We start from the raw sequence: 21,672 nt of genomic DNA, 5'->3' as shown, positions 1-21,672 counted from the left end.
AATTATTTCAAAGTCCGTTATACTTCTAACGGACTTTTTTTGTTTAAAAAATGGATGGGTAGTTTTTTTTATAAATATCACTAAAAACAGGTATTGTAAGATTAGATAAACAATTATATTTTTGTAACTAGTTGTCTGTTAAGGCTTTTTTAAAATTAGTCTGGACTTTAACCTTTCCCCCAAATGAGGTTTAAAATAATTTAGATAATGCTAAAAATATTTTTTAGCATCGATATATTAATTAAACACTTATTTATTTTGAACAAAAAAACGTATGTTATTTGTATTGTAGCCTTTTTTATTTTTATTGGAAACCTAGCGGCACAACAAGGATTGATTGATAAAACCTTTAATACTATTGATACAGGTTTTAAAGGAGATGGTTTTGATAAAGTAGTCCGTAGCATTGCGCTGCAGACAGACGGAAAGTTACTTGTAGCAGGAGATTATCTCAATTTTAACGGCAACAGTTTGCCTTATCTAAGCAGGTTGCATGAAGATGGATCGGTGGACGATAGCTTTGAGCTAAATGAAGGTTTCAATAAAAAAATAGAGCAAATCCTTATACAAAAAGATGGCAAAAGTATTGTGGTGGGCTCTTTTACAACCTACAACCAATCCAGTATTGGAAGAGTAGCTAGGTTGCATGAAGACGGCTCTTTAGACACCAGCTTGGATACTAGTCTAGGAGTGGGCAACAATATAGTGTATGGTGTAGCCCAACAACCAGACGAGAAAATAATTTTAGTAGGTAGTTTTACTAAATATGCTGCTGTATCAACCAATAGAATTGTGCGGATTAATCCAGATGGCAGTTTAGATAGCTCGTTTGTAGTGGGTACTGGAGCAAGTGGTTTGGTAAGAAAAGTCTGTGTGCAAGCGGATGGTAAAATCCTAATAGCAGGATCTTTTGATACTTTTAATGGAATTTCTTCTAATAAAATGGTCCGATTAAATCCAGATGGAAGTGTAGATGCCACCTTTAATGTTGGTTCCGGATTTGATGCCAATGTTGCTGCTTTAGACCTGCAGGCAGATGGTAAAATTTTGGTAGGCGGCAGTTTTACAACATATAATGCCAAAACAGTTAACCGAATTGTTCGTTTGCACTCCAACGGATCCATAGATAATACCTTTATGTCTGGAACTGGTTTTAGCAACAGTAGTGTTTCGGTTATAAAAGTACTTGAGAACCAAAATATAATGATAGGAGGTGGGTTTACCAATGACTATAATGGTACCGAGGTCCGCAAAATGGTATTGCTGAATTCCGATGGTACTATTAACCCTATTTTTGATATTGGCTCCGGGCCAGCTACAGCTACAGTTTATGATTTTGTTAATGCTCCAGACGGATCTTGGTTTGTAGGAGGCTCGTTTTCTGTTTTTGATTCTAAAAATAGGGGTAGGTTAGCTAAGTTGGATTCCAAAGGGGCGTTGGATCCCCATTTTTTAAGTGCAGAGATTGGCTTTGATAGCAGCGTATATAAAACAATTTCTTTGGCAAATAAAAAAACCATGATTTTTGGAGATTTTAATAGCTTTAACGGTATAGCGGTTTCTAAAGTAGCTCGTTTAAACGAAGATGGAAGTCTGGATCCAGAATTTAATACGGCTAATCTTGGAGCTAATAACACCATAAGAACAGCCATTTTACAACCCGATGGCAAACTAATTATAGCAGGTGGATTTACTAATTACAATGGGGCTACGGTAAGTAAAATTGTACGGATTTTGGTAGATGGATCTATAGACCCCACATTTGTAAACGCAGGATCTATAAACAACCCAATTTATGCTATGCAACTTCAACCAGACGGAAAAATTGTTATTGCTGGAAGTTTTACAAAGTATAATGGTCAAATTGCCAATAAGATTAGTAGGGTGTTGCCAGATGGTTCTGTGGATGCTAGCTTTGACGTAGGCTTGGGTGCAGACGGAACCATAGATTCTATAGTTTTACAACCCGATGGAAAAATAGTCCTGGCAGGGCATTTTTTAAGTTTTAATGGCGAAAATTACACCAGAATGGTCCGGTTACATCCAGATGGGAGTATAGACAATACTTTTGCTATTGGCACTGGATTTGATAAAAACATTTATACTCTAGCCTTACAATTGGATGGCAAAATTGTCGTGGGAGGAATATTTCAAACATATAATGGTATTCCATTTAAGAGACTATTGCGTTTGAACGCCGATGGAAGTTTAGATACTTCGTTCCAATCTGGTACCGGATTGAGTAACGGTACCGTACGCTCGTTACTGGTGCAGCCTGATGGACGGATTTTGATAGGAGGAACATTCTCCGGAAAATACAACGGTAATCCTGTCAAAAGATTGGCTCGTTTGCTAGCAGACGGAACCTATGATAGCTCGTTTTATGTAGATTTAAACAGTACCCTTTATGCAACAAGCTTGACCGTGGATGGAAAACTGATTATTGCGGGTAATTTCAATTCTGTTACCGGAGTAGCAAACCATAGAGTGGCCCGGATCCGTTTGTGTACAGACACCACTATTTGGGATGGTGCGAGTTGGACTAATGGATTGCCTACAATTAGCAAAAACGCCTTTTTTGAAAAAGATTATACGTTTACTGCCTCGGTTGCCGCCTGTTCATGCAGTATTGCTTTAGATAAGAAAGTGACCGTCAACGGCAATGCAACACTTTCTTTAGCATTTAATTATTCTGGTTTGGGTACTTTAATAATAAAAAATAATGCCTCTTTATACCAAGATGAGGATGCAGTTGTCAATACAGCAACAGCAAGAATAGAACGCAAAACAACACCCATTGCCCAATTAGATTACACCTATTGGTCCTCGCCGGTCCAAAATCATATATTGTTAGCTACTTCTCCGGAAACACCATGGGATACCTTTTTTTCCTTTTTGCCAGAGACCAACTCTTGGTCCGTTGCCGATCCTGCATTGGCTATGGAACCAGGAAAAGGATATATCATAAGAGGACCGCAAAGCTTTTCGCAAACGGCCAAAGCAATCCACCAAGCTAATTTTATTGGAATACCACATAATGGACAAAAAACAGTTGCCCTCGGCGCTACCTCAAGCCATAATTTGGTAGGGAATCCCTATCCATCAGCAATAGATGCGGATGTTTTTTTAGAAAAAAATAGCAATGCCATCAACGGAACCATTTATTTATGGTCTCATAATACCTCACCTATTGGTCATAATAAATACTTGACGGATGATTATGCCGTTTACAATTTGTTTGGTGGCGTGGGTACTACAGCGCCCAAGAGTGTCACAGCAAGTACAGTCAAGCCAAATGGTAAAATTGCTTCAGGGCAATCTTTTTTTGTAACTTCAATTACCGACCAAGGAGTAGTAAACTTCGATAATTCTATGCGAATTGTAGGAGCTAACACCCATTTTTTTAGAACAACTATTTTGCAAAACAAAGCCCAAGCAATTACTGCCGAAAAACACCGAATTTGGTTAAATATGTACAATGAGCAAGGCGTATTTAAGCAACTGCTATTGGGATATATGGATGGAGCCACGGATACCTATGATGCTGCACTAGATGGTGAAAGTTTTAAAAGTAATGAAAATATAGATTTTTATAGTCTCTGTCAGGACAAAAAGCTAACCATTCAGGCAAAAGGAGTGCCTTTTGAAGCATCCGATTCTATAGGATTGGGGTACAATGCTAAAACAAAGGGCACTTATAGTATTGCAGCAGATACTAGGGATGGTTTGTTTGTTACTCAAGAAGTGTATTTGATAGACAAACTCACTAGTACAACCCACGATCTAAAAAAAGGAGATTATAGCTTTGAAACAGAAGCAGGAACCTTTGAGGACCGTTTTATGATTGCTTTTGACAAAGAAACTCTAAATACGTCTGATTTTGTTGTGGGATCCAATTTAGAGACGACAGTTTGTGTAGTAGATAAACAATTGCAAATAAGTAGTAAAGAAGGTATAGAAGCCATCAAAATATACGATATTTTGGGCAAAGAAGTGTATGCCAATACAGCAATTTATGCACCTAGTTTTGTAATAGAAGATTTCTCGAACACTACTAATGTATTTGTATTAAAAATAATTTTAGAAAACCATAAAATAGTAACCAAAAAGGTTCTGTTTTAAAACAGGAAAACTACTATACTAAAAAAAGCAATGCCTTGTTTTGATTTTCAAAACAAGGCATTGCTTTTATCTCTAAAAAAATAGATTATTTTCCTTTGGCAGAAGCTTCTAGATTGCGCTCAATAGTATGGGCAGGTCTGGTCCACTTAGGTTTTTCGCCGAGAGTACTAAATTGAGAGTCTTGCGCCTCTACGGTAGCGGGCTGCGAAACTTTGGTAAATGGTTTTTGAGGGTTTAATCCTAGCATTTCAAACATTTTCATGTCTTCGTTAACATCTGGATTGGGAGTGGTAAGCAATTTGTCACCAGCAAAAATAGAATTTGCACCAGCAAAAAAGCACATAGCTTGTCCTTCTCTGGTCATGTTCATTCTTCCCGCAGATAAGCGGACTTGTGTTTCAGGCATAACAATACGGGTCGTTGCTACCATACGGATCATTTCCCATATTTCCACAGGCTTTTCTTCTTCCATTGGAGTGCCTTCTACAGCAACTAATGCGTTTATTGGCACCGATTCTGGTTGTGGATTTAAGGTAGAAAGTGCTACAAGCATTCCTGCTCTGTCTTCAATGCTTTCTCCCATGCCTATAATACCGCCGCTACAAACCGTTACATTTGTTTTACGAACATTGGCAATGGTTTGCAAACGATCTTCATAACCGCGAGTAGAAATAACTTCTTTGTAATACTCCTCAGAGGTGTCTAAATTATGATTGTAGGCATATAAACCCGCCTCGGCAAGTCGTTGTGCTTGGTTTTCGGTAATCATACCTAGGGTACAACAAACTTCCATGTCTAGCTTGTTAATGGTACGAACCATCTCTAAGACTTGGTCAAACTCAGGGCCATCTTTTACGTTTCTCCACGCAGCACCCATACATACTCTAGAGGATCCTCCAGATTTTGCTCTCAAGGCCTGTGCTTTTACTTGGCTTACGGTCATTAAATCATTTCCTTCTACAGAGGTATGGTATCTTGCCGCTTGCGGACAATAGCCACAGTCTTCTGGGCATCCTCCTGTTTTTATGGATAACAAGGTGGATACCTGCACCACATTTGGATCGTGGTGTTCTCTGTGGATTGATGCTGCTTCAAAAAGCAAATCCATCATTGGTTTGTTATATATTGCAATAATCTCTTCTTGTGTCCAATTGTGTTTTGTAATGCTCATCGATACGATTTTTAAAGCCTCAAAAGTAATCAAATAGTTCTAAAGAATCAATGCAATGGCCTTAAAAGCTAATTTTGAATAAAGTTAATGTGTTATGTGTCGGTTCAGAGATTTATTATTGACTCAGAACTTTCATTTAAAATAGGTAAGCTTTAGTATGTTAGTCAGATGGATAGCGTTTTTTCCAAAATAACATTAAAGTAAATGTTACTATTACGGCGGATACGATGCCTTCAAAAAGTAAGGAAATACCATAGGTTACGACAGTAGGGTCTCCGCCAAATAAAAACGAAGCCGAGAGTGATTCAATGTAGTTGTCGCCTCCTTTAATGTAGCTATAAGCAACTAATCCTGCAATACTAATAAACACCCCTATAAGGCCTGTGGCAAGGGCAGAGGTTGCATTTGCTGGGAAACTATTTTTCCCATCGTTGTAATTACTTCTCAAAACTCTGTTTACACCATAATAAATAAAAAGGATGTTCAAAGCTCGTAGATAAAACAAATCTGCAAGGTTTAGAGCTTTCATGATTAGGAAATAGATGCTAATTCCCACCCAAATAATAATCCCGTTGTATAGTTCTTTAGTTAGTTTCATGTGTTTAATTTTAAATTATTAAAGGTTAACTATTTGAAAATAAGTACTCACTATCAAAGCTACGGAAATTATTGAAATATAGAGGGGTTAGCCATTTAATATTAACGTTTGTTGAAGTATGCTATGGCTGCTGCTTTGTCTATTTCTAATTGTTTTATCAATAGCTCCAGAGAATCAAATTTTTGTTCCGGACGCAAGTATTCCAATAAAGCTACGGATAAATTTTGGTTGTATAAGTCTACATCCAAATTTAAAAAATGAACCTCAATGGATATTTCAGCAGATTTTACCGTTGGATTAAATCCAATATTTAGGATTCCAAATACCGTTTTTTCTTGAATAACACTCTGCACAATGTAAGCACCGTTTTTTGGGATGAGTTTATAATCTTCAGGAATTTGTATGTTGGCGGTAGGAAACCCAATGGTGCGTCCTAACTGTTTTCCTCGAATTACCTTACCCTGTACTGTATATGAATACCCTAGATATTCATTGGCTAAATGCATGTTGCCTTGAGCAAGGGCGTTTCTTATTTTGGTAGAACTAACCGAAACTTCGTTTATTTCTTGAGCAGAAATTTGTGCAACCTCAAACCCATATTTTTTTCCAAAATCAATTAAATCGTCAATATTGGCCGTTCTATTTCGGCCAAATCGGTGGTCATGACCAATAATTATTTTTTGGATATTGCATTTTTCAACCAATATTGTTTTTACAAAATCTTCGGCCGTTAGTCTAGAAAAACTCTCGTCAAAGGGGTGGATTATTACATTTTCAATTCCCGTTTTTTCCAGAAGCGCTGTTTTTTCAGCAATCGTACTCAGTAGTTTAAGTTCGGACTTTTGCTGTAATACCATTCTGGGATGCGGAAAAAAAGTCAGCACCAAGCTTTCGTATTTTCCGTTTTCGGTATTTTGAGTAATCTTTTCAAGAATTTTTTTATGCCCAATATGCACACCATCAAAAGTGCCTAAGGTAAGGATGGTTTTTTTGGTGGTATTAAAATCTGCTATAGAATGAAAAATCTTCAAAGGAATTGTTTTATAATACTGCAAATTTATACTATCTATTTTAGAATGAAACCATATCTAGAATGGATTTTGATTTTTTTTGTCTTTTTTTACCCCAAAAAACTCTTCAAAGGCTATTTATAGGGTCATTTTTTGCCCGATCGGATGCTACAATTGTTTATTTAGGCTTAAAACGTTACTTTTGAAGTATATATACCCTTACACATGAAAAAACGGTACTTTCTCTTTTTTGTTTTTTGTTTTTTAGCTGCAAAAGCCCAAGAGCAATCTCCTTGGCGTATTGTTAACGCCGCTGGTATAACCAAAACCAGTAAAACCTCCTCTGATACTGCGCTTATATTGCAATTAGATCCCATACTTTTAAGAAATAGCTTGGCTGCCACTCAAGGTAAAAAAGAGAATTTTGCAACCGTGATGGTGCCTAATAGTGAAGGTGTTTTTGAGAAATTTAAAGTTTGGGAATCTTCTAATTTTGAGCCTGCTCTACAAGAAAAATACCCAGACATTAGAGCTTATGCAGGAGTCGGAATTACGGATCCTACTGCTTCTTTACATTTTAGTTTAGCTCCAGTAGGAGTACAAACCATGATTTTAAGAGCAGGTAAGGAGTCTGAATTTATTGAAGCCTATCCAGGAAACAAAAAATTATATACCCTCATTACCTCCAAAACCAAATCGGATGCAAGTTTGCCTTTGGTTTGTAAGACGGTAGATCAAGGTATTAACAAAAAATTACAGACAACAGCAGCCAAGCCAGCGGTTACAAATAAGGTTTTTAAAACACTGCGTTTGGCCTTATCCTGCACGGCAGAATACACAACCTATTTTGGTGGCACTGTTCCAGGAGCATTGGCAGCCATGAATGCTACCATGACTAGAGTTAACGGCGTTTTTAACAAAGATTTATCCTTGCAACTAAACCTTATTGCAGACAACGAAAAACTAATTTATACCGATGCCGCTACGGACCCTTACTCTGAAGTTTCTGTTGGTTCGGATATTAATTCGGATGCAAATTGGAGTGAACAACTGCAAAAAAACTTAACCAGCGTAATAACCAATGATGGTTATGATATTGGGCATTTATTTGGAGCCTCTGGTGGTGGTGGAAACGCAGGTTGCATTGGTTGTGTCTGTGAAGCGCCAACAATCTATGACCCTTTCGGGAAAGGGAGCGCTTTTACTTCTCCATCCAATAACAAGCCCGAAGGAGACAAGTTCGATGTAGATTATGTAGCCCACGAAATGGGGCATCAATTGGGCGCAAATCATACTTTTTCGCATCAAATTGAAGGTACAGTTGCCAATGTAGAGCCAGGTAGCGGTTCTACCATTATGGGTTATGCTGGGATTACCTCAAACTATGATGTGCAACCAAATTCCGACGATTATTTCAACCAGATTAGTATTTATCAAATAAAAAATAATTTAGCCTCTAAGAGTTGTCCAGTAACCATTTCTATACCCAGAGACGCGCCTATTGTCAATGCTGGTCCAGATTATGTTATCCCTAAGGGTACTGCTTTTGTTTTAAAAGGAACCGGATCAACTACTTCGGCAGACAATTTAACCTATAGTTGGGAGCAAAACGATACCGCCATTACATCCAAGGGCGAGGATAGTTTTGCTGTTGCCACAAAAAATGATGGCCCCCTGTTTCGTTCTTTGCCCCCTGTAATTAGTCCTGTTAGATACCTGCCAATGTACAGCAATGTTCTCTCTAATAAGCTAACCAACAAATGGGAATCTGCGGCTACAGTAGCAAGAACACTGCATTTTGTTTTAACCGCTAGAGACAATGGTGCGCCCAAAACTGCACAAACCAATTTTGATGAAATGATTGTAAAGGTAAATGACAAAGCAGGGCCATTTGCAGTAACTTCGCAAAACAATACCGATACGAGCTGGTTGCAAGGAGAATCTAAAACCATCACCTGGACAGTCAACAATACCAATACTTTGGCTGGTTCGTCTAATGTAAATATTAAACTATCTCTAGATGGAGGGCTGACTTTTCCTATAGAACTGGCATCGGCTACCCCCAATGATGGTTCCCAGAACATTATAGTGCCTCAGGCGGTTGCTAAAGATTGTAGGATTTTGATTGAGCCTACTAATAATATTTATTATGCTATAAATAGTGCTCCGTTTTCTATAGGGTACAAAGTATCTTCTAGTTGTGCTAATTATGTTTTTACGGCTCCTTTTGCGATACCTGAAACCAAAGCTTATAAAGAAGTAACCATTACAGTTCCTGCTACAAATGCTTTAGTAACCGATGTTAATTTTAATGTGAATTTTACGCATGCTTTTTTGTCTGATGTAGATATGGAAATTGTGAGTCCTTCGGGGACTATTGTAAAATTAATGGAAGGAAGCTGTGGTAAAGCAAATACAACTTTGGAGTTAACCTTTGATGATGCAGGAGGGATTTTAGATTGTCAAAAGACTACTTTGCAGACCATTACACCAACAAAAAATTTGGCAGTATTTAATCAAGAAAAAGTAGAAGGAGTTTGGACTTTTAGAATTCGAGATGGCTATATTGGAGACGAGGGTACTTTAAATACGGCCTCGATTGCTATATGTACTAAAGAATACGTTTTTAGCACAAACGATTTTGCAGCATCCAACCATGAGGTATTGGTTTATCCTAATCCAAATTCTGGAAACTTTACCGTTAGTATGCAAGCCACAATGGCTAGTCAAGTGACTCTTTTATTGCATACCATACAGGGTAAAAAAGTTTTTGAAAAACAGTTTAATGTTGCTAATAGTTTTGCAGAGAATATTGCCTTAGAGGGGATTGCTCCAGGGGTTTATATGTTGTCTGTAATGGAAGGAAACAAAAAAACGGTTAAAAAAATCATTTTAGAGTAAATTACGGCGTTTTGTAGACGGGTTTTTTACAAAAACAAATAAAGGGAAGGCTCTTGGGGCTTTCCCTTTATTTGTTTTGTTATTTGCCGTTGTAGGTCGTCATGGTGTTCTCTAATCCAGCCGTGGCAAAGGATTGGATAATTTGTGCGGCAATATCTAATCTCTCCGGAAGTTTTTCTTTTTCCGATGGATCCCATTCTCCTAATACGTAGTCTATTTGTTTGCCTTTTTTGAATTCGTCGCTGATTCCAAATCTAAATCGGCTGTATTGGTTGGTTTGAAGTACCAATTGGATGTTTTTTAGGCCATTATGCCCGCCATCGCTTCCTTTTGGTTTGATACGAATGGTGCCGAAGGATAGGTTTAAGTCGTCGGTGATTACGAATAGGTTTTCTAGGGGGATGTTTTCTTTATCCATCCAATATTGCACGGCTTTGCCGCTTAAATTCATGTAGGTATTGGGTTTTAAGAGCAGTAGGGTTTTCCCTTTAAATTTATAGGTTGCTAGGGCGCCTAGTTTTGCGGTTTCAAAGGTCAATCCTTCTTTTTTGCTGAGGTGATCCAATACTTTAAAACCAATGTTGTGTCTGGTATTGACGTATTCTGCGCCGATGTTGCCTAGTCCTACTATCAGAAATTTCTTCATATAATCTGTGTTTTCTGTTTTTGTGCTGGACATAAACAGTTTTTGAATCCATTTTAACATCTTGCAAAAATAGGGTTATTTGCTTAGAATTATACGCTAATTTATTGTTTTGGAAAAAAATAGTTTCTGTCTAGCCCAGATGGAAATGGCATCCTTTTGTGCCAGTGTTTGGCATAAAAGATATAATGGACAGCTGGTGTGGGATTCTCTTTATAGCAAGGGGGTTGGTGCTTCTAAAAATAAAGTAAAGGGTGTTTTTAGAGCAAAAAAAAAGCACCAGTTTAAAACTGATGCTTTTTTGAGGGTTAAAAAAATATTATTTTTTCTTTCCTTTTACAGGTCCTGCTTTTGCTGCTTTTGCTGCTTCTTGAGCTGCTTTCATAGCTGCACGAGAGATCTTCACTTGACAAATCACGGTGTTGTCTGGGTGCATGATCTTGTAGTTTTCTGCTGGGACTTGTGTAACGTACAATTTGTTACCCATGTCTAGTGGTGTAATGTCTGCTTCTACAAAATCAGGAAGATTTTTAGGCAATGCTCTTACTTTAAGTTTACGGTTGTTTAAACGTAAATCTCCACCTCCCATAACTCCTTTGGAGTTTCCTACAACTTTTACAGGAACTTCAATAGTGATTTCTTTGTTGTCAAAGATTTGAAAAAAGTCTAAGTGTAAAATGTTGTCTTTTACTGGGTGAACTTGGATGTCTTGTAAAATGGCGTCAAATTTTTTCCCGTTTGCTAACTCAATCACAACTGTGTGTGCGTTTGGAGTGTAAATCAAGTTTTTGAACGCTTTTTCTTCTGCTGAAAAATGCACTGGTTGATCTCCTCCGTATAACACGCAAGGAACCGCTCCAGCATTACGTAAGGCTTTAGTTGCTACTTTTCCTACGCTTTCTCTTTCTGATCCTTTAATTGTAATCGATTTCATTGTAAAAATTATATAATTATTAAATATTCTACGGATTAATTGTCTCAAGGTCTTTTTGGGATTCTTGTGACTTGCCTGTCTTTTTTGTTAAGATGGGACTTACATTATGAACTTGCCGCTAATGGAGTTGTTATGGTGTACCATGTGCATTACTTCAGAAAATAATGGGGCACAACTCAATACGCGTATTTTTTTGGAGGCTCTTTTGAGTGGAATAGAGTCGGTAACTATTAGTTCTAATAGTTTGGAGTTTTCTATCTTCTCGTAAGCATTTCCGGACAGGATTGCGTGGGTGCATATTGCTCTTACGCTCAGGGCTCCTTTGTCCATCATTAGGTCTGCGGCTTTGGCTAGGGTTCCTCCGGTATCTATCATGTCATCTACTAAGATTACATTTTTGCCTTTTACCTCTCCAATTAACTCCATGGTGTCAATGATGTTGGCTTCTTTTCTTTGTTTGTAACAGATCACTACGTCAGAGTCTAAAAATTTAGAATAGGCGTAGGCTCTCTTAGAACCTCCCATGTCTGGTGAGGCTATGGTTAGATTTTCTAATCCTAGGCTTTTTACGTAGGGTAAAAAGATGGTAGATGCAAAAAGGTGGTCTACTGGTTTTTCAAAAAATCCTTGAATTTGATCTGCATGTAAATCCATGGTCATAACTCGTGTTGCTCCAGCAGTTTCTAGTAGTTTGGCAGTTAATTTTGCTCCTATTGGTACTCTAGGTTTGTCTTTGCGGTCTTGTCTTGCCCAACCAAAGTAAGGTATTACTGCAGTAATATGCCTTGCAGAGGCTCTTTTGGCGGCATCAATCATTAGTAATAATTCCATCAAATTGTCTGAGTTTGGGAATGTAGAACAAACAATAAACACGCGTAAGCCTCGGATGGATTCTTCGTAAGAAGGTTGGAACTCTCCGTCACTATATTTGGACATAGTAACTTTACCTAACGGGATACCGTATTCTTCAGCAATTTTTTCGGCTAGATAAACACTTTGGGAACAAGCAAAAATTTTAGCTTCTGGCTCTAGGTGTGACATTTAATTTGTTGTTTTATTCCGCTACGCTACAAAAAGGATTGCTTGATTTAAGCTAAAATAATTGTAGACGCCTCGGGTGTAGTTAGTTAGTGTAAACTCTCTTTAACGAGGTGCAAATTTATAAAAATTATTCCACTATGAAAGGAAAAAAAATAAGTATTTTTAGTTGAATTTTTAATTTTATTTTTTACATTTGCACCGTGTTAAAGGAATAACTCTTTGGCTACCACCAAATAGTTCTTTATTGCGTAGAAACAATTGTTTTTGTTTCTTGTCTGCTAAGCCCGGATGGCGGAATTGGTAGACGCGCTGGTCTCAAACACCTGTGGGAAACCGTGCCGGTTCGACTCCGGCTCCGGGTACTTAAAAACCTCTTAATCTTCTGATTAAGAGGTTTTTTGCTTTTTAAGTGTGGTCAAAAGGGTGGCTAGTTTTTTCTAACCTTTAATATTTTAAAGTGTTTTGAATAGTTTACACTATTTTACTTGATTGAGAAAAGTTGAATAATAAATGATGAATAATAAATTCATTATCAAACCTTTTATGGAAGCTGTCAAAACTAAAATTATTTTGGTTAATAGAGTTATCTGAAATTTTTAATAAATCGCCTTGCGGAGTAGTTATTAAGTTTTCAGTTAGTTTTTTGGCTATTTTATTTTTAATATTTAATGTGTCTCCTTCTAGAATAAATCCAATCATCCCACCAAAATTTAATTCTTGAGCATATTTTCCGTTGAAATATCTCAAGATACCACCGTCATAAATAGAGTGACCTTTATGATAGCAAACATATTTATTCACTAAATCTTGGCTATTATCTAAATTTTTGCATTCAAAATAAAAATCTTTACTTCTCCAATTAGTACTGTGGATTGTAATGTCATAATTACCTTCTACATCTTCATCATTTGTGTTTTCGCCGAATGCTTTAAAGTTATATCCAAATTCTCTATTGGCATTTAGTTTAAGTCTTATATATTTTGCTATTTCTCTTTCTACTCTTGGGTGTGATTTTTTTCTTTCAGTTTCAATTTTTTCCTTCAACTCTTTGCTATCATAATTTTGATAAAAAGTTAGCAAATGATAGAATATCCAGTTTTTCCAAAATTCATCATCTAATTCTTTCAAAACAGAGGTGTGATTTGAAAAAGGGGTTGGTTTTGATATTTTAATGTATTCTCTCTCCATCCTCACTAGTTATAATATGTTTTAAAATATCTTGTCCGTCCTCAAAAGCCTTTGTTTCTGACCAATTTGTATTTATATCTTCTTTAATTATATACACACAATCTTGACCAAATATTTTTTCTTGGCTTGCTAAAAAATTACCATTTGGATTATTTTCAAAAACTTCATTTAAAATAAACCTTTTTGTTGCGTCTGCTTTCGGGGTATCTGAATTACTATTTAAAGATATTTTCATTACGATTAAATTAAAATCTGTTGGAGTTTCTTCAATCGTAATGGAATTTTTAAGATAAAAACTTAATACTTCATTTATAGTAGTTTTATAATTGTCTAATTTGTTTTTCTTTCTTCCTATTTTATTTTTAGGTAAGAAGTAATCTCTAATTCTTTGTTTTTCCCAATAGGACAATTCATATAATTCATAAATAAGTTCATTTAGTTCCTGTCGTTTTTCCGAAAACTCAAATTTCCGTTCCGTTAAATCCTTACTGATATTTGATATTTTATCAATTAAATTTTGATCTAAATTTTTTGGAATGGGAATGTTTAATATATCTTCATTACCAATTCTTGAAAAAGAATCAAATACTCTTTTCCGAAGGTAAAAATCTAAATAATACTCAATTATATTTGAGTTTAAAATCGCCTGAAATAAATAATATAGATTTTTATTTTTAAGTTTAATTGTGTAAATTGAAAAATCAAAGTAGTCGTTGTCAGAAGAATAAACGCAATTTAACTTACTTCCAATTCTAGTAAACATCAATTTTGAACCTAAGTAAGTTTCTTTATTGCTAATAGGTCTTTCAAAGTTACTTAAATCACTAATGAATTTCTGACTTGGCAATTTCACAAAAGGTTTTAGATTAGAGGGCTTTATGTAAGATTTGTTGTATGTATTGTCTTCGTATTCATTAAAAAATTTTTTGATAAATCTATTTAAGTATGTTTTTTTGATTTGCTCATCAAAACTTCTCCACATTTCTTTTGTAATACCAAACTCTTTTTTTCTAGCAGTTTCTCCCCAGATTTGAAAGCCACGACCGATTGATGAGTAAGAATGAATAAGTTTTTTATTGTCTCCTAGTTTTTCGGTCAGATTTATATCAAATAAATTGCCTACTAAAAAATCTCTAAGTTTGTTTTTTTTAATTATTAATTTTTTTTGCTCAATTTCTACTACTTTGTCCTCTTGAATAATTAATAATTCAAATGGTTTTTCTGAAAACAATCCTAAATCGACAGGATAGTATTCGATTATGTTATTCTTCAAGTTATTAGTGAAAATCAATGCTATCACACTTTCATTTGCTTTTTCAAACAAAATTTTTTTCACTCTTGAAAGTTCATAAATTTTTTCAATTCCATATTTAGAATAAAAGTATTCTTGAAAACTTTCAGATCTATCATTGTAAAAATTAGAACTATTAGAGACAAAACCAAACCTAGTATTTTCATTACTCCAATCTTTTATTTTCAGAAAGAAGCATTGAGATATTTGAGATGTACCAACAATATTTTTTGCAATTAATTTTTTATCTTCTTTTACTTGATTTACTTCATAAGAATTTAAAAATGAGATTTCATCGCTGTATTCATTAGTATTTGGGATTTTAAAAAATGGAGGGTTTCCTAGCAAGTATGAAAATTGTTTGTTTTCAAAAGTTTTTTCTAATATATTAAGACTGTTAGCTTGTTTTATATTTTCGAAAAAAGAAAATCCTGAAAACAACTCTACTTTTCCTTTTTGACTTAATTCATTAGTAATATATTCTTTTATATCTACAGGATCTATTCCTTCAAATATTTGTAATGAAAGTGAAAAAATAGTAAAGCGTTGCGCTGTTAATTCTTTTTCTATACCAAAAATGTTATCCGCTAATAGTTTAGATCTAAATTTTATTTTTCCAATACTGTCTTGTGGTTCTAATCCTTGTTTTTTTGCAATTTCTAAAAGTCTTTGATAGCCAACAATAAGAAACATTCCTGAACCACTTGAAGGATCTAAAATTGAACCTATTCTATCTTCATTTATTACGTCATCAACAATTAATTGAGCTAATTTTTTTGGAGTATAATAAATGCCGTTTTCTTTTTGTTTATCAGATAAGAAAACTTCATAAATGTAACTTATAAATTCAACAGGCAAGACATCAAATTGAAAATCAAATAATCTTAACTGTCCTGAATTAGTATTTGCTTTAAATGAAGTAGCTATTAAGTTACGAATTTCATTAGTTAAATACTTATCATCAATTGTAGGTTGTTCAAATAGATTATTATTGAAGATTTCATGAATAATTTTAAATAATTTATTTACATCCGCGTCAGAATAATTTTCTAATATTTTCTGATAATTAAGTGAAGCATCTTTAAAATAATAATCATAGAAACGTGAGTTTATGATGTGTTTATCTTCTAAATACTTAATATATAAAGTTCTGTCTATTAATGCTTGAACAGTCTTATTACATTCTCTTTTATCTAAAATTAATTTTGATAGTATAACATTAAGTTGATCTCTTAAAGCATTTAAAGTGTTAACTAATTCTTTATCAATTCCTTTATATTTAGCTTTAGTAATGAATTTAGAATAATTTAACCAAAATACGCCACTATCAAATTTCCAAAGTTTTATTTGCTCAATTTTTTCTAAATCCTTTTCAGAGGTTGAAAAAGTATCTAATTTGCTTTCTTCATTACTTATTTTAGGAGAATATTTAGCATAAAACATTACTAATTTAGCATCCTCATCTGGGTAATAAAAAATTAAATCTGCATCATTTTTATTCCAAATATATTTTCTAATGTCTTCAATTTCAGTAGAACTTAATTCAGTTGTAATGAGATAAAATGAAGTATTAGTATTGTTAGGACTTTTATAAAAAAGAACAGAATTTTTCAGTTTTTTAGATAAATTTTCTTTTTTTTCAAATTCCATTATGCTATTCTCCAAATCAGATTTGAAGTTAAATCCTAGATTTGAAAAAAAATCTTTGTAATTCATTTATTTTTAGATGTATAATACCTTTTTAATTGAAGGTTATTTTTACAAAAATACTAATATTAATGAAAAATGATGTAACAAACCATAAATAAATGTTTAATAATTTATGGTTTTATAATTAATCAAAATCCGATTTTGTTTTTCGTTTTTTGTTAAAACAACGCGATAGTTTGATTTTACGTTTTATCTTATTCTTGTTTCTAATGTTAAGTGTTTACAACGCCCCAATAATATCTAAAACATTTTTAGCTGTATAAGAACCATCTACATTTTTACTTTCAAAAACCATAAAGTATTTAAAGTTTTCACCTGATTTTTCAGCCCATTTTTTGCCTAAAACATTTTTTGCCTTACTATCATCATTATCAAGAAAATCACCTTTAGTTTCAATTAATACTAGATTTCTTTTTTGAGTGTAAAGTATAAAATCAGGATAATAGTTGTTACTAAATTGTAGTATTCAATGTTACGTTTTACTTCTCTGCTACCTTCTGTTTGAACTTGTGCAAATTTTGCACTTGTTGACTCTTTTTGTAATTCATTCTCTTGATAAATATTTTTCAAGTGTTTAGTCACTACCGTTCTGTCTACCTCAAATAAATCTGCTATTTTCTGTTGTGTAAGCCAAATAGTTTCCTCTTGAATATAAGCTTCTATTTTAATACTGCCATTTGGAGCAGTATATAAGACAAAATTATTGTTATTTGGTGTTGATTCACTCACGATATTAGATTTTATTTGCTTTAAGGTACTACTAAAAAGTATGTGTCTTTAAATTCATTAAGTTGTTTAAAATAGAACAACATTGTTAAAGAACATTAATCTATGTAGTTTTGGAATAAAAGTAGGATTGTTTAAACTGATTTTTTTATCTTAAATTGGTACTATTGATGTAGCTTAATTGCATATTCAAGTTTCCGGTATGCCGTTATTTGAAAGCTGGAATTCCGGTAATATCCATACCCGTGATTAATAAATGGATGTCATGCGTTCCTTCATAAGTAATTACAGACTCCAGGTTCATCATGTGTCGCATGATTGAAAATTCTCCCGTAATCCCCATACCACCCAATATTTGTCTCGCTTCGCGGGCAATAGTAATTGCCATGGCTACATTGTTTCTTTTGGCCATGGAGATTTGTGCTGTTGTAGCTTTGTTTTCGTTTTTGAGCACGCCCAATCGCCAAGTTAGGAGCTGTGCTTTGGTGATTTCGGTAATCATCTCGGCTAGCTTTTTTTGTTGTAATTGGGTTCCGGCTATGGGTTTGCCAAATTGGACCCGTTCTTTTGCATATCTCAGTGCGGTGTCATAACAATCCATTGCGGCTCCAATTGCTCCCCAAGCAATGCCGTATCGGGCGGAGTCTAAGCAACCAAGTGGTGCGCCAAGGCCAGATTTGTTAGGTAACAAATTTTCTTTAGGGACTTTTACATTGTCAAAAATTAGCTCTCCTGTTGATGAGGTGCGCAAGGACCATTTGTTGTGGGTTTCTGGTGTAGTGAAACCCTTCATGCCACGTTCTACTATTAATCCGTGGATTCTTCCTTCTTTGTTTTTTGCCCATACTATGGCGAGGTCTGCAAATGGCGCATTGGAAATCCACATTTTGGCACCGTTCAATAGATAATGGTCTCCTTTGTCTTCAAAATGGGTTACCATGCTTGCGGGATCGGATCCATGATCGGGTTCGGTTAATCCAAAACAACCGACAAGTTCTCCGGTTGCTAGTTTAGGAAGGTATTTTGCTTTTTGTTGCTCGTTTCCGTATTTCCATATAGGATACATTACTAAGGAAGATTGGACAGATGCCGTAGAACGAATACCAGAATCTCCACGTTCTATCTCTTGCATAATTAGTCCGTAAGAAATTTGATCTAGACCAGCTCCGCCATATTCTACAGGAATATAGGGGCCAAAGCCACCAATTTCGCCCAATCCTTTGATGATTTGTTTCGGAAACTCGGCATTTTGAGCAAAATCTTCAATTATTGGAGATACTTCTTTTTTGACCCAAGCACGCGCAGTGTCCCGGATTAATATATGTTCGGGGGTTAATAAACTGTCTAGGTTGTAATAGTCTGGAGATTGAAATAAATCGGGTTTCATAATGCTTCTTTTTTGGATGTTATTGGCACTTGGCGGGCTCAGACCTTTAAAAGGATTTAAGTGCTAAACAAATTTACGCAAAGAAATATAACAAAACCAGCAGGATTGGTTTAATTATTTAATGGCAAACAGGGTTAAGGCTAATTTTTGGATTGTGCTGGATAAAAATACCGCAGCGAAGGATTTTGTAGGAACCGCAAAACGAGCATCTAAAGTAATTTTACATCTTCAAGTAAAAATCTTTGGTCAATTGGATGTATTCTGGGGTGTAGACGTGTCTTGCTGTTTCGATGGTTAATTCGTCGGCAAAAATTGTTGCAGCTTCCTTTCGGCTAAAAGCCAACAAGCTACGTTTTATTTCTGCGTTGGGAGTTCCTTTTACACGAGTGATTTTAAAAGGGTATAATTCAAAATGAGCGGCAATTTTAAGGAATTGTTGTTCTTCTTTAAAAGGAAGGATAATGGCAAAAACACCATTTTCTGAAAGTAATAAATCAGCTGCTTCGGCTACTTGTTCCAATGGCATGGCATCCTGAAATCGGGCAAGGTCTCTTGCTTGGTTTTGCGTTTTGTAGTCTTCGCTATAAAAAGGAGGGTTAGAAACTATTAAGTCGTATTCTTCTTCTGGTTCTTCAATAAATTCATCTAAACCAGCATGAAAGCAAAATAAGCGGTCGTTCCAAGGAGCGTTTTCAAAATTATCCACTGCTTGTTCATAGGCTTGTGCATCAATCTCTAGGGCATCAATTTGTTCGGCATGGCTTCTTTGCGCAAGCATTAATGCGATTATTCCGGTGCCGGTACCGATGTCTAAAATACTAAAAGGGTTGTTTTGTAGCGGAGTCCAGGCACCAAGTAAAACGCCGTCAGTGCCAATTTTCATGGCGCATTGGTCTTGTTGTACAGAAAATTGTTTAAAACAGAATTGTGCCAAACTATTAATTTTTAAACTAATTCTACCATTTGAGCTTTGGGTTTTACTACTTCCCTGAATGGTTGTGTAGATAGTAGTGAGAATATTTTTAGAGATACATCTCGATCAATCCTTCCGGAAGATCCATAATTATTTTTTTGTTTTCTCTATCAATGCTAATTAGAAAAGGATCAATCATTGGAATAAAAATTTCAATACCGTCTTTGTTAACCTCAAATAAAGGTTGGGCGGTGGTGTCGTTTATGGATTGAATTTCGCCCACAATACCGAGCCTTTTGTCTTCAATCTCAAAACCAATCACCTCATGAAAATAAAATTTGTTACCAGTGAGTTTTGGTAGCATTTTTAGAGGTAAGTAGAGATCATTACCCAAGAGCGCTTCTGCATCTGCTTCGGAGGCAACATCTTCAAACTGAATGCGAAGAAAGTCATTTTTGTGTAGTGCACTGGATTCTATAAAATAAGGAACCAAGTGTTTGTAGCATTCCACAAACACTGATTCCAGATTTTCGTACAACTCAGGTTCGTCCGTGTCTAAATAAGCCAGTACTTCCCCTTTGAAGCTGAATTTTTTGGCGATTTTACCTAAATAGAAACAATCTTCTTTACGCATCGTCGCTTTTTAAATTATGCTTGAGTTTCTTCATTGTTTTCTTCGGCAGCAGGAGCTTCTACTTCTTCAGCGGCAGGAGCTGCAGCAGCAATAGCGTCTGCTTCTGCTTGAGCGGCAGCTGCTAAACGTTTTGCGTTCACATCTTGTTCTGCTTTAAAAGCTTTTGCTTTTGCGTCTGCTTGTACTTTAGACAAGCCGTCTTTTTTAGCATCTACTTTTCCTGTTTTTGCGTCTAACCATGTTGCAAATTTTGCATCCGCTTGCTCTTGAGTTAAGGCTCCTTTACGGATACCTCCTTCAAGATGGTGCTTTAACAAAACGCCTTTGTAAGAAAGAATTGCTTTTGCAGTATCGGTAGGTTGTGCACCGTTGTTTAACCATTTTACGGCACAGTCTACATTTAAGTCAATAGTTGCTGGGTTCGTGTTAGGGTTGTAGGTACCAATTTTTTCTAGGTATTTACCATCTCTTTTTGAACGAGCATCTGCTGCTACTACCCAGTAAAAAGGTTTTCCTTTTTTACCGTGTCTTTGTAATCTAATTTTTACTGACATAATCTATAGGATTAAATTTGAGGTACTCGACCTCGATTAATTAAGGGTGCAAAGATACTTTTTTTATTGGTAAATACTAATGCTAATTTAGTATTTTATTTGGCTTTTTTTTCCAGGCTTTGAAGTGTCTTTTTTTGTTTTAAAAGACTCTTTTTAAGATGTTTTAGAGTTTTTTTTTAAATAGCAAACCTATTAAAGGTAGCTTGGCGCAAAAACGAAGGCTTTGCAAGTGAGATGTTGTCAGAGTGAGCAGAGTTGTTTTTGAGAATTTAGGATTTCTTCTGGGGCAATTTTGCCGAAAGGCTGCAGAAGTTTTTGGGTGTTATTTAGGTCTAATTTGGTTGGTATTGGCTCGGAAAGGCTCTAAAATAGATTTTAAATCAAAATAAAATCATAAATTAGCTAATATATAGTGTATTAGAAAAAAAATAAGACTACATTTGTTGCATATTATAAATAAGTACATATGAATATTTTTGTTGGAAGCCTTCCATTCAGTATTGAGGAAGCAGATTTAAGAGAGTCTTTCGAGGCTTACGGAGCAGTTGATTCAGTTAAAATTATCACAGATAAATTTACAGGAAGAAGTAAAGGATTTGGTTTTGTTGAGATGCCAAATGATGACGATGCTCAAAAAGCGATTGACGAATTGAACGGAGCTACTGTTCAAGGACGTGCAATTGTGGTTAACAAATCTGAACCAAAACCAGAAGGAGAAAGAAGAAGTTTTAATAACAACCGTGGAGGAGACTCTCGTGGTGGTTATGGTGGTGGAAACAGCCGTGGTGGAGACAACCGTGGAGGTGGAAACAGAGGAGGATATTAATATTCTTTTTAACAACTATAAAA

General features: G+C 35.3%; 16 protein-coding genes and 1 tRNA gene. 4 read left to right on the top strand and 13 right to left on the bottom strand.

What is annotated here, in order from left to right; translation table 11 throughout:
• Nucleotides 1–207: 207 nt before the first annotated feature.
• Entirely contained in the window at nucleotides 208–4,122 is a 3,915-nt protein-coding gene (locus LB076_RS02710; protein ID WP_078055286.1) for a delta-60 repeat domain-containing protein, read from the top strand.
• An 85-nt stretch (nucleotides 4,123–4,207) separates the two neighbouring features.
• Here LB076_RS02710 and bioB read toward each other — a convergent pair whose 3' ends face one another.
• From bioB to LB076_RS02695, 3 genes are all read right to left on the bottom strand, one after another.
• Complete coding sequence (bioB, locus tag LB076_RS02705; protein ID WP_066334877.1) at nucleotides 4,208–5,293, bottom strand: biotin synthase BioB; 1,086 nt, start codon at nucleotides 5,291–5,293, stop codon at nucleotides 4,208–4,210.
• Between the two features lie 160 nt (nucleotides 5,294–5,453).
• Entirely contained in the window at nucleotides 5,454–5,891 is a 438-nt protein-coding gene (locus LB076_RS02700) for a hypothetical protein (RefSeq protein ID WP_066334874.1), read from the bottom strand.
• 101 nt (nucleotides 5,892–5,992) lie between these two features.
• Nucleotides 5,993–6,922, bottom strand: a complete 930-nt coding sequence (locus LB076_RS02695) for a bifunctional riboflavin kinase/FAD synthetase (RefSeq protein ID WP_066334873.1) — start codon at nucleotides 6,920–6,922, stop codon at nucleotides 5,993–5,995.
• Nucleotides 6,923–7,126: 204 nt separating this feature from the next.
• Between LB076_RS02695 and LB076_RS02690 the strand changes: the two genes are divergently transcribed.
• Nucleotides 7,127–9,802 carry a zinc-dependent metalloprotease gene (locus LB076_RS02690; protein WP_066334871.1) on the top strand — a complete coding sequence of 892 codons (2,676 nt, stop codon included), beginning with the start codon at nucleotides 7,127–7,129 and terminating at the stop codon, nucleotides 9,800–9,802.
• Between the two features lie 79 nt (nucleotides 9,803–9,881).
• Here LB076_RS02690 and pth read toward each other — a convergent pair whose 3' ends face one another.
• The 3 genes from pth to LB076_RS02675 all read right to left on the bottom strand — a co-directional run bounded on the left by pth (nucleotide 9,882) and on the right by LB076_RS02675 (nucleotide 12,420).
• Nucleotides 9,882–10,508 carry an aminoacyl-tRNA hydrolase gene (gene pth / locus LB076_RS02685; protein WP_066334868.1) on the bottom strand — a complete coding sequence of 209 codons (627 nt, stop codon included), beginning with the start codon at nucleotides 10,506–10,508 and terminating at the stop codon, nucleotides 9,882–9,884.
• Nucleotides 10,509–10,764: 256 nt separating this feature from the next.
• On the bottom strand, nucleotides 10,765–11,379 hold the full coding sequence (locus LB076_RS02680) for a 50S ribosomal protein L25/general stress protein Ctc (protein WP_066334867.1): 615 nt from the start codon (nucleotides 11,377–11,379) through the stop codon (nucleotides 10,765–10,767).
• 99 nt (nucleotides 11,380–11,478) lie between these two features.
• The gene (locus LB076_RS02675; protein ID WP_066334865.1) at nucleotides 11,479–12,420 is read right to left on the bottom strand and encodes a ribose-phosphate pyrophosphokinase; all 942 of its coding nucleotides are present in this window, start codon (nucleotides 12,418–12,420) and stop codon (nucleotides 11,479–11,481) included.
• 282 nt (nucleotides 12,421–12,702) lie between these two features.
• Between LB076_RS02675 and LB076_RS02670 the strand changes: the two genes are divergently transcribed.
• Nucleotides 12,703–12,782: transfer RNA gene (locus LB076_RS02670), tRNA-Leu, on the top strand.
• 109 nt (nucleotides 12,783–12,891) lie between these two features.
• Here the strand turns inward: LB076_RS02670 and LB076_RS02665 are convergent.
• The 7 genes from LB076_RS02665 to LB076_RS02635 form a co-directional block, all read right to left on the bottom strand.
• The gene (locus tag LB076_RS02665; protein WP_066334864.1) at nucleotides 12,892–13,608 is read right to left on the bottom strand and encodes a hypothetical protein; all 717 of its coding nucleotides are present in this window, start codon (nucleotides 13,606–13,608) and stop codon (nucleotides 12,892–12,894) included.
• The gene (locus LB076_RS02660) at nucleotides 13,589–16,615 is read right to left on the bottom strand and encodes a DNA methyltransferase (RefSeq protein WP_066334863.1); all 3,027 of its coding nucleotides are present in this window, start codon (nucleotides 16,613–16,615) and stop codon (nucleotides 13,589–13,591) included. The genes LB076_RS02665 and LB076_RS02660 overlap by 20 nt, the downstream gene beginning before the upstream one ends.
• A 396-nt stretch (nucleotides 16,616–17,011) precedes the next feature.
• On the bottom strand, nucleotides 17,012–17,338 hold the full coding sequence (locus LB076_RS02655) for a virulence RhuM family protein (RefSeq protein WP_066334862.1): 327 nt from the start codon (nucleotides 17,336–17,338) through the stop codon (nucleotides 17,012–17,014).
• Between the two features lie 205 nt (nucleotides 17,339–17,543).
• A complete protein-coding gene (locus LB076_RS02650; RefSeq protein ID WP_066334861.1) occupies nucleotides 17,544–18,722 on the bottom strand; it encodes an acyl-CoA dehydrogenase family protein in 1,179 nt (392 codons plus the stop codon).
• A 220-nt stretch (nucleotides 18,723–18,942) separates the two neighbouring features.
• Nucleotides 18,943–19,605 carry a tRNA1(Val) (adenine(37)-N6)-methyltransferase gene (locus LB076_RS02645; protein WP_066334860.1) on the bottom strand — a complete coding sequence of 221 codons (663 nt, stop codon included), beginning with the start codon at nucleotides 19,603–19,605 and terminating at the stop codon, nucleotides 18,943–18,945.
• 139 nt (nucleotides 19,606–19,744) lie between these two features.
• Nucleotides 19,745–20,269, bottom strand: coding sequence for a ribosome maturation factor RimM (gene rimM, locus LB076_RS02640; protein WP_066334857.1), 525 nt, complete (start codon nucleotides 20,267–20,269; stop codon nucleotides 19,745–19,747).
• Between the two features lie 14 nt (nucleotides 20,270–20,283).
• A complete protein-coding gene (locus LB076_RS02635) occupies nucleotides 20,284–20,823 on the bottom strand; it encodes a 30S ribosomal protein S16 (RefSeq protein WP_066334854.1) in 540 nt (179 codons plus the stop codon).
• A 466-nt stretch (nucleotides 20,824–21,289) separates the two neighbouring features.
• On the opposite strand from LB076_RS02635, the gene LB076_RS02630 reads away from it, so the two are divergent.
• On the top strand, nucleotides 21,290–21,649 hold the full coding sequence (locus tag LB076_RS02630; RefSeq protein WP_066334851.1) for an RNA-binding regulator: 360 nt from the start codon (nucleotides 21,290–21,292) through the stop codon (nucleotides 21,647–21,649).
• Nucleotides 21,650–21,672: the final 23 nt, after the last annotated feature.

The organism is Flavobacterium crassostreae (genome assembly GCF_001831475.1).
Lineage (GTDB): Bacteria > Bacteroidota > Bacteroidia > Flavobacteriales > Flavobacteriaceae > Flavobacterium > Flavobacterium crassostreae.
Note: the sequence above shows the minus strand (reverse complement) of the source record. Positions and strands in the feature narration are given on the sequence as shown.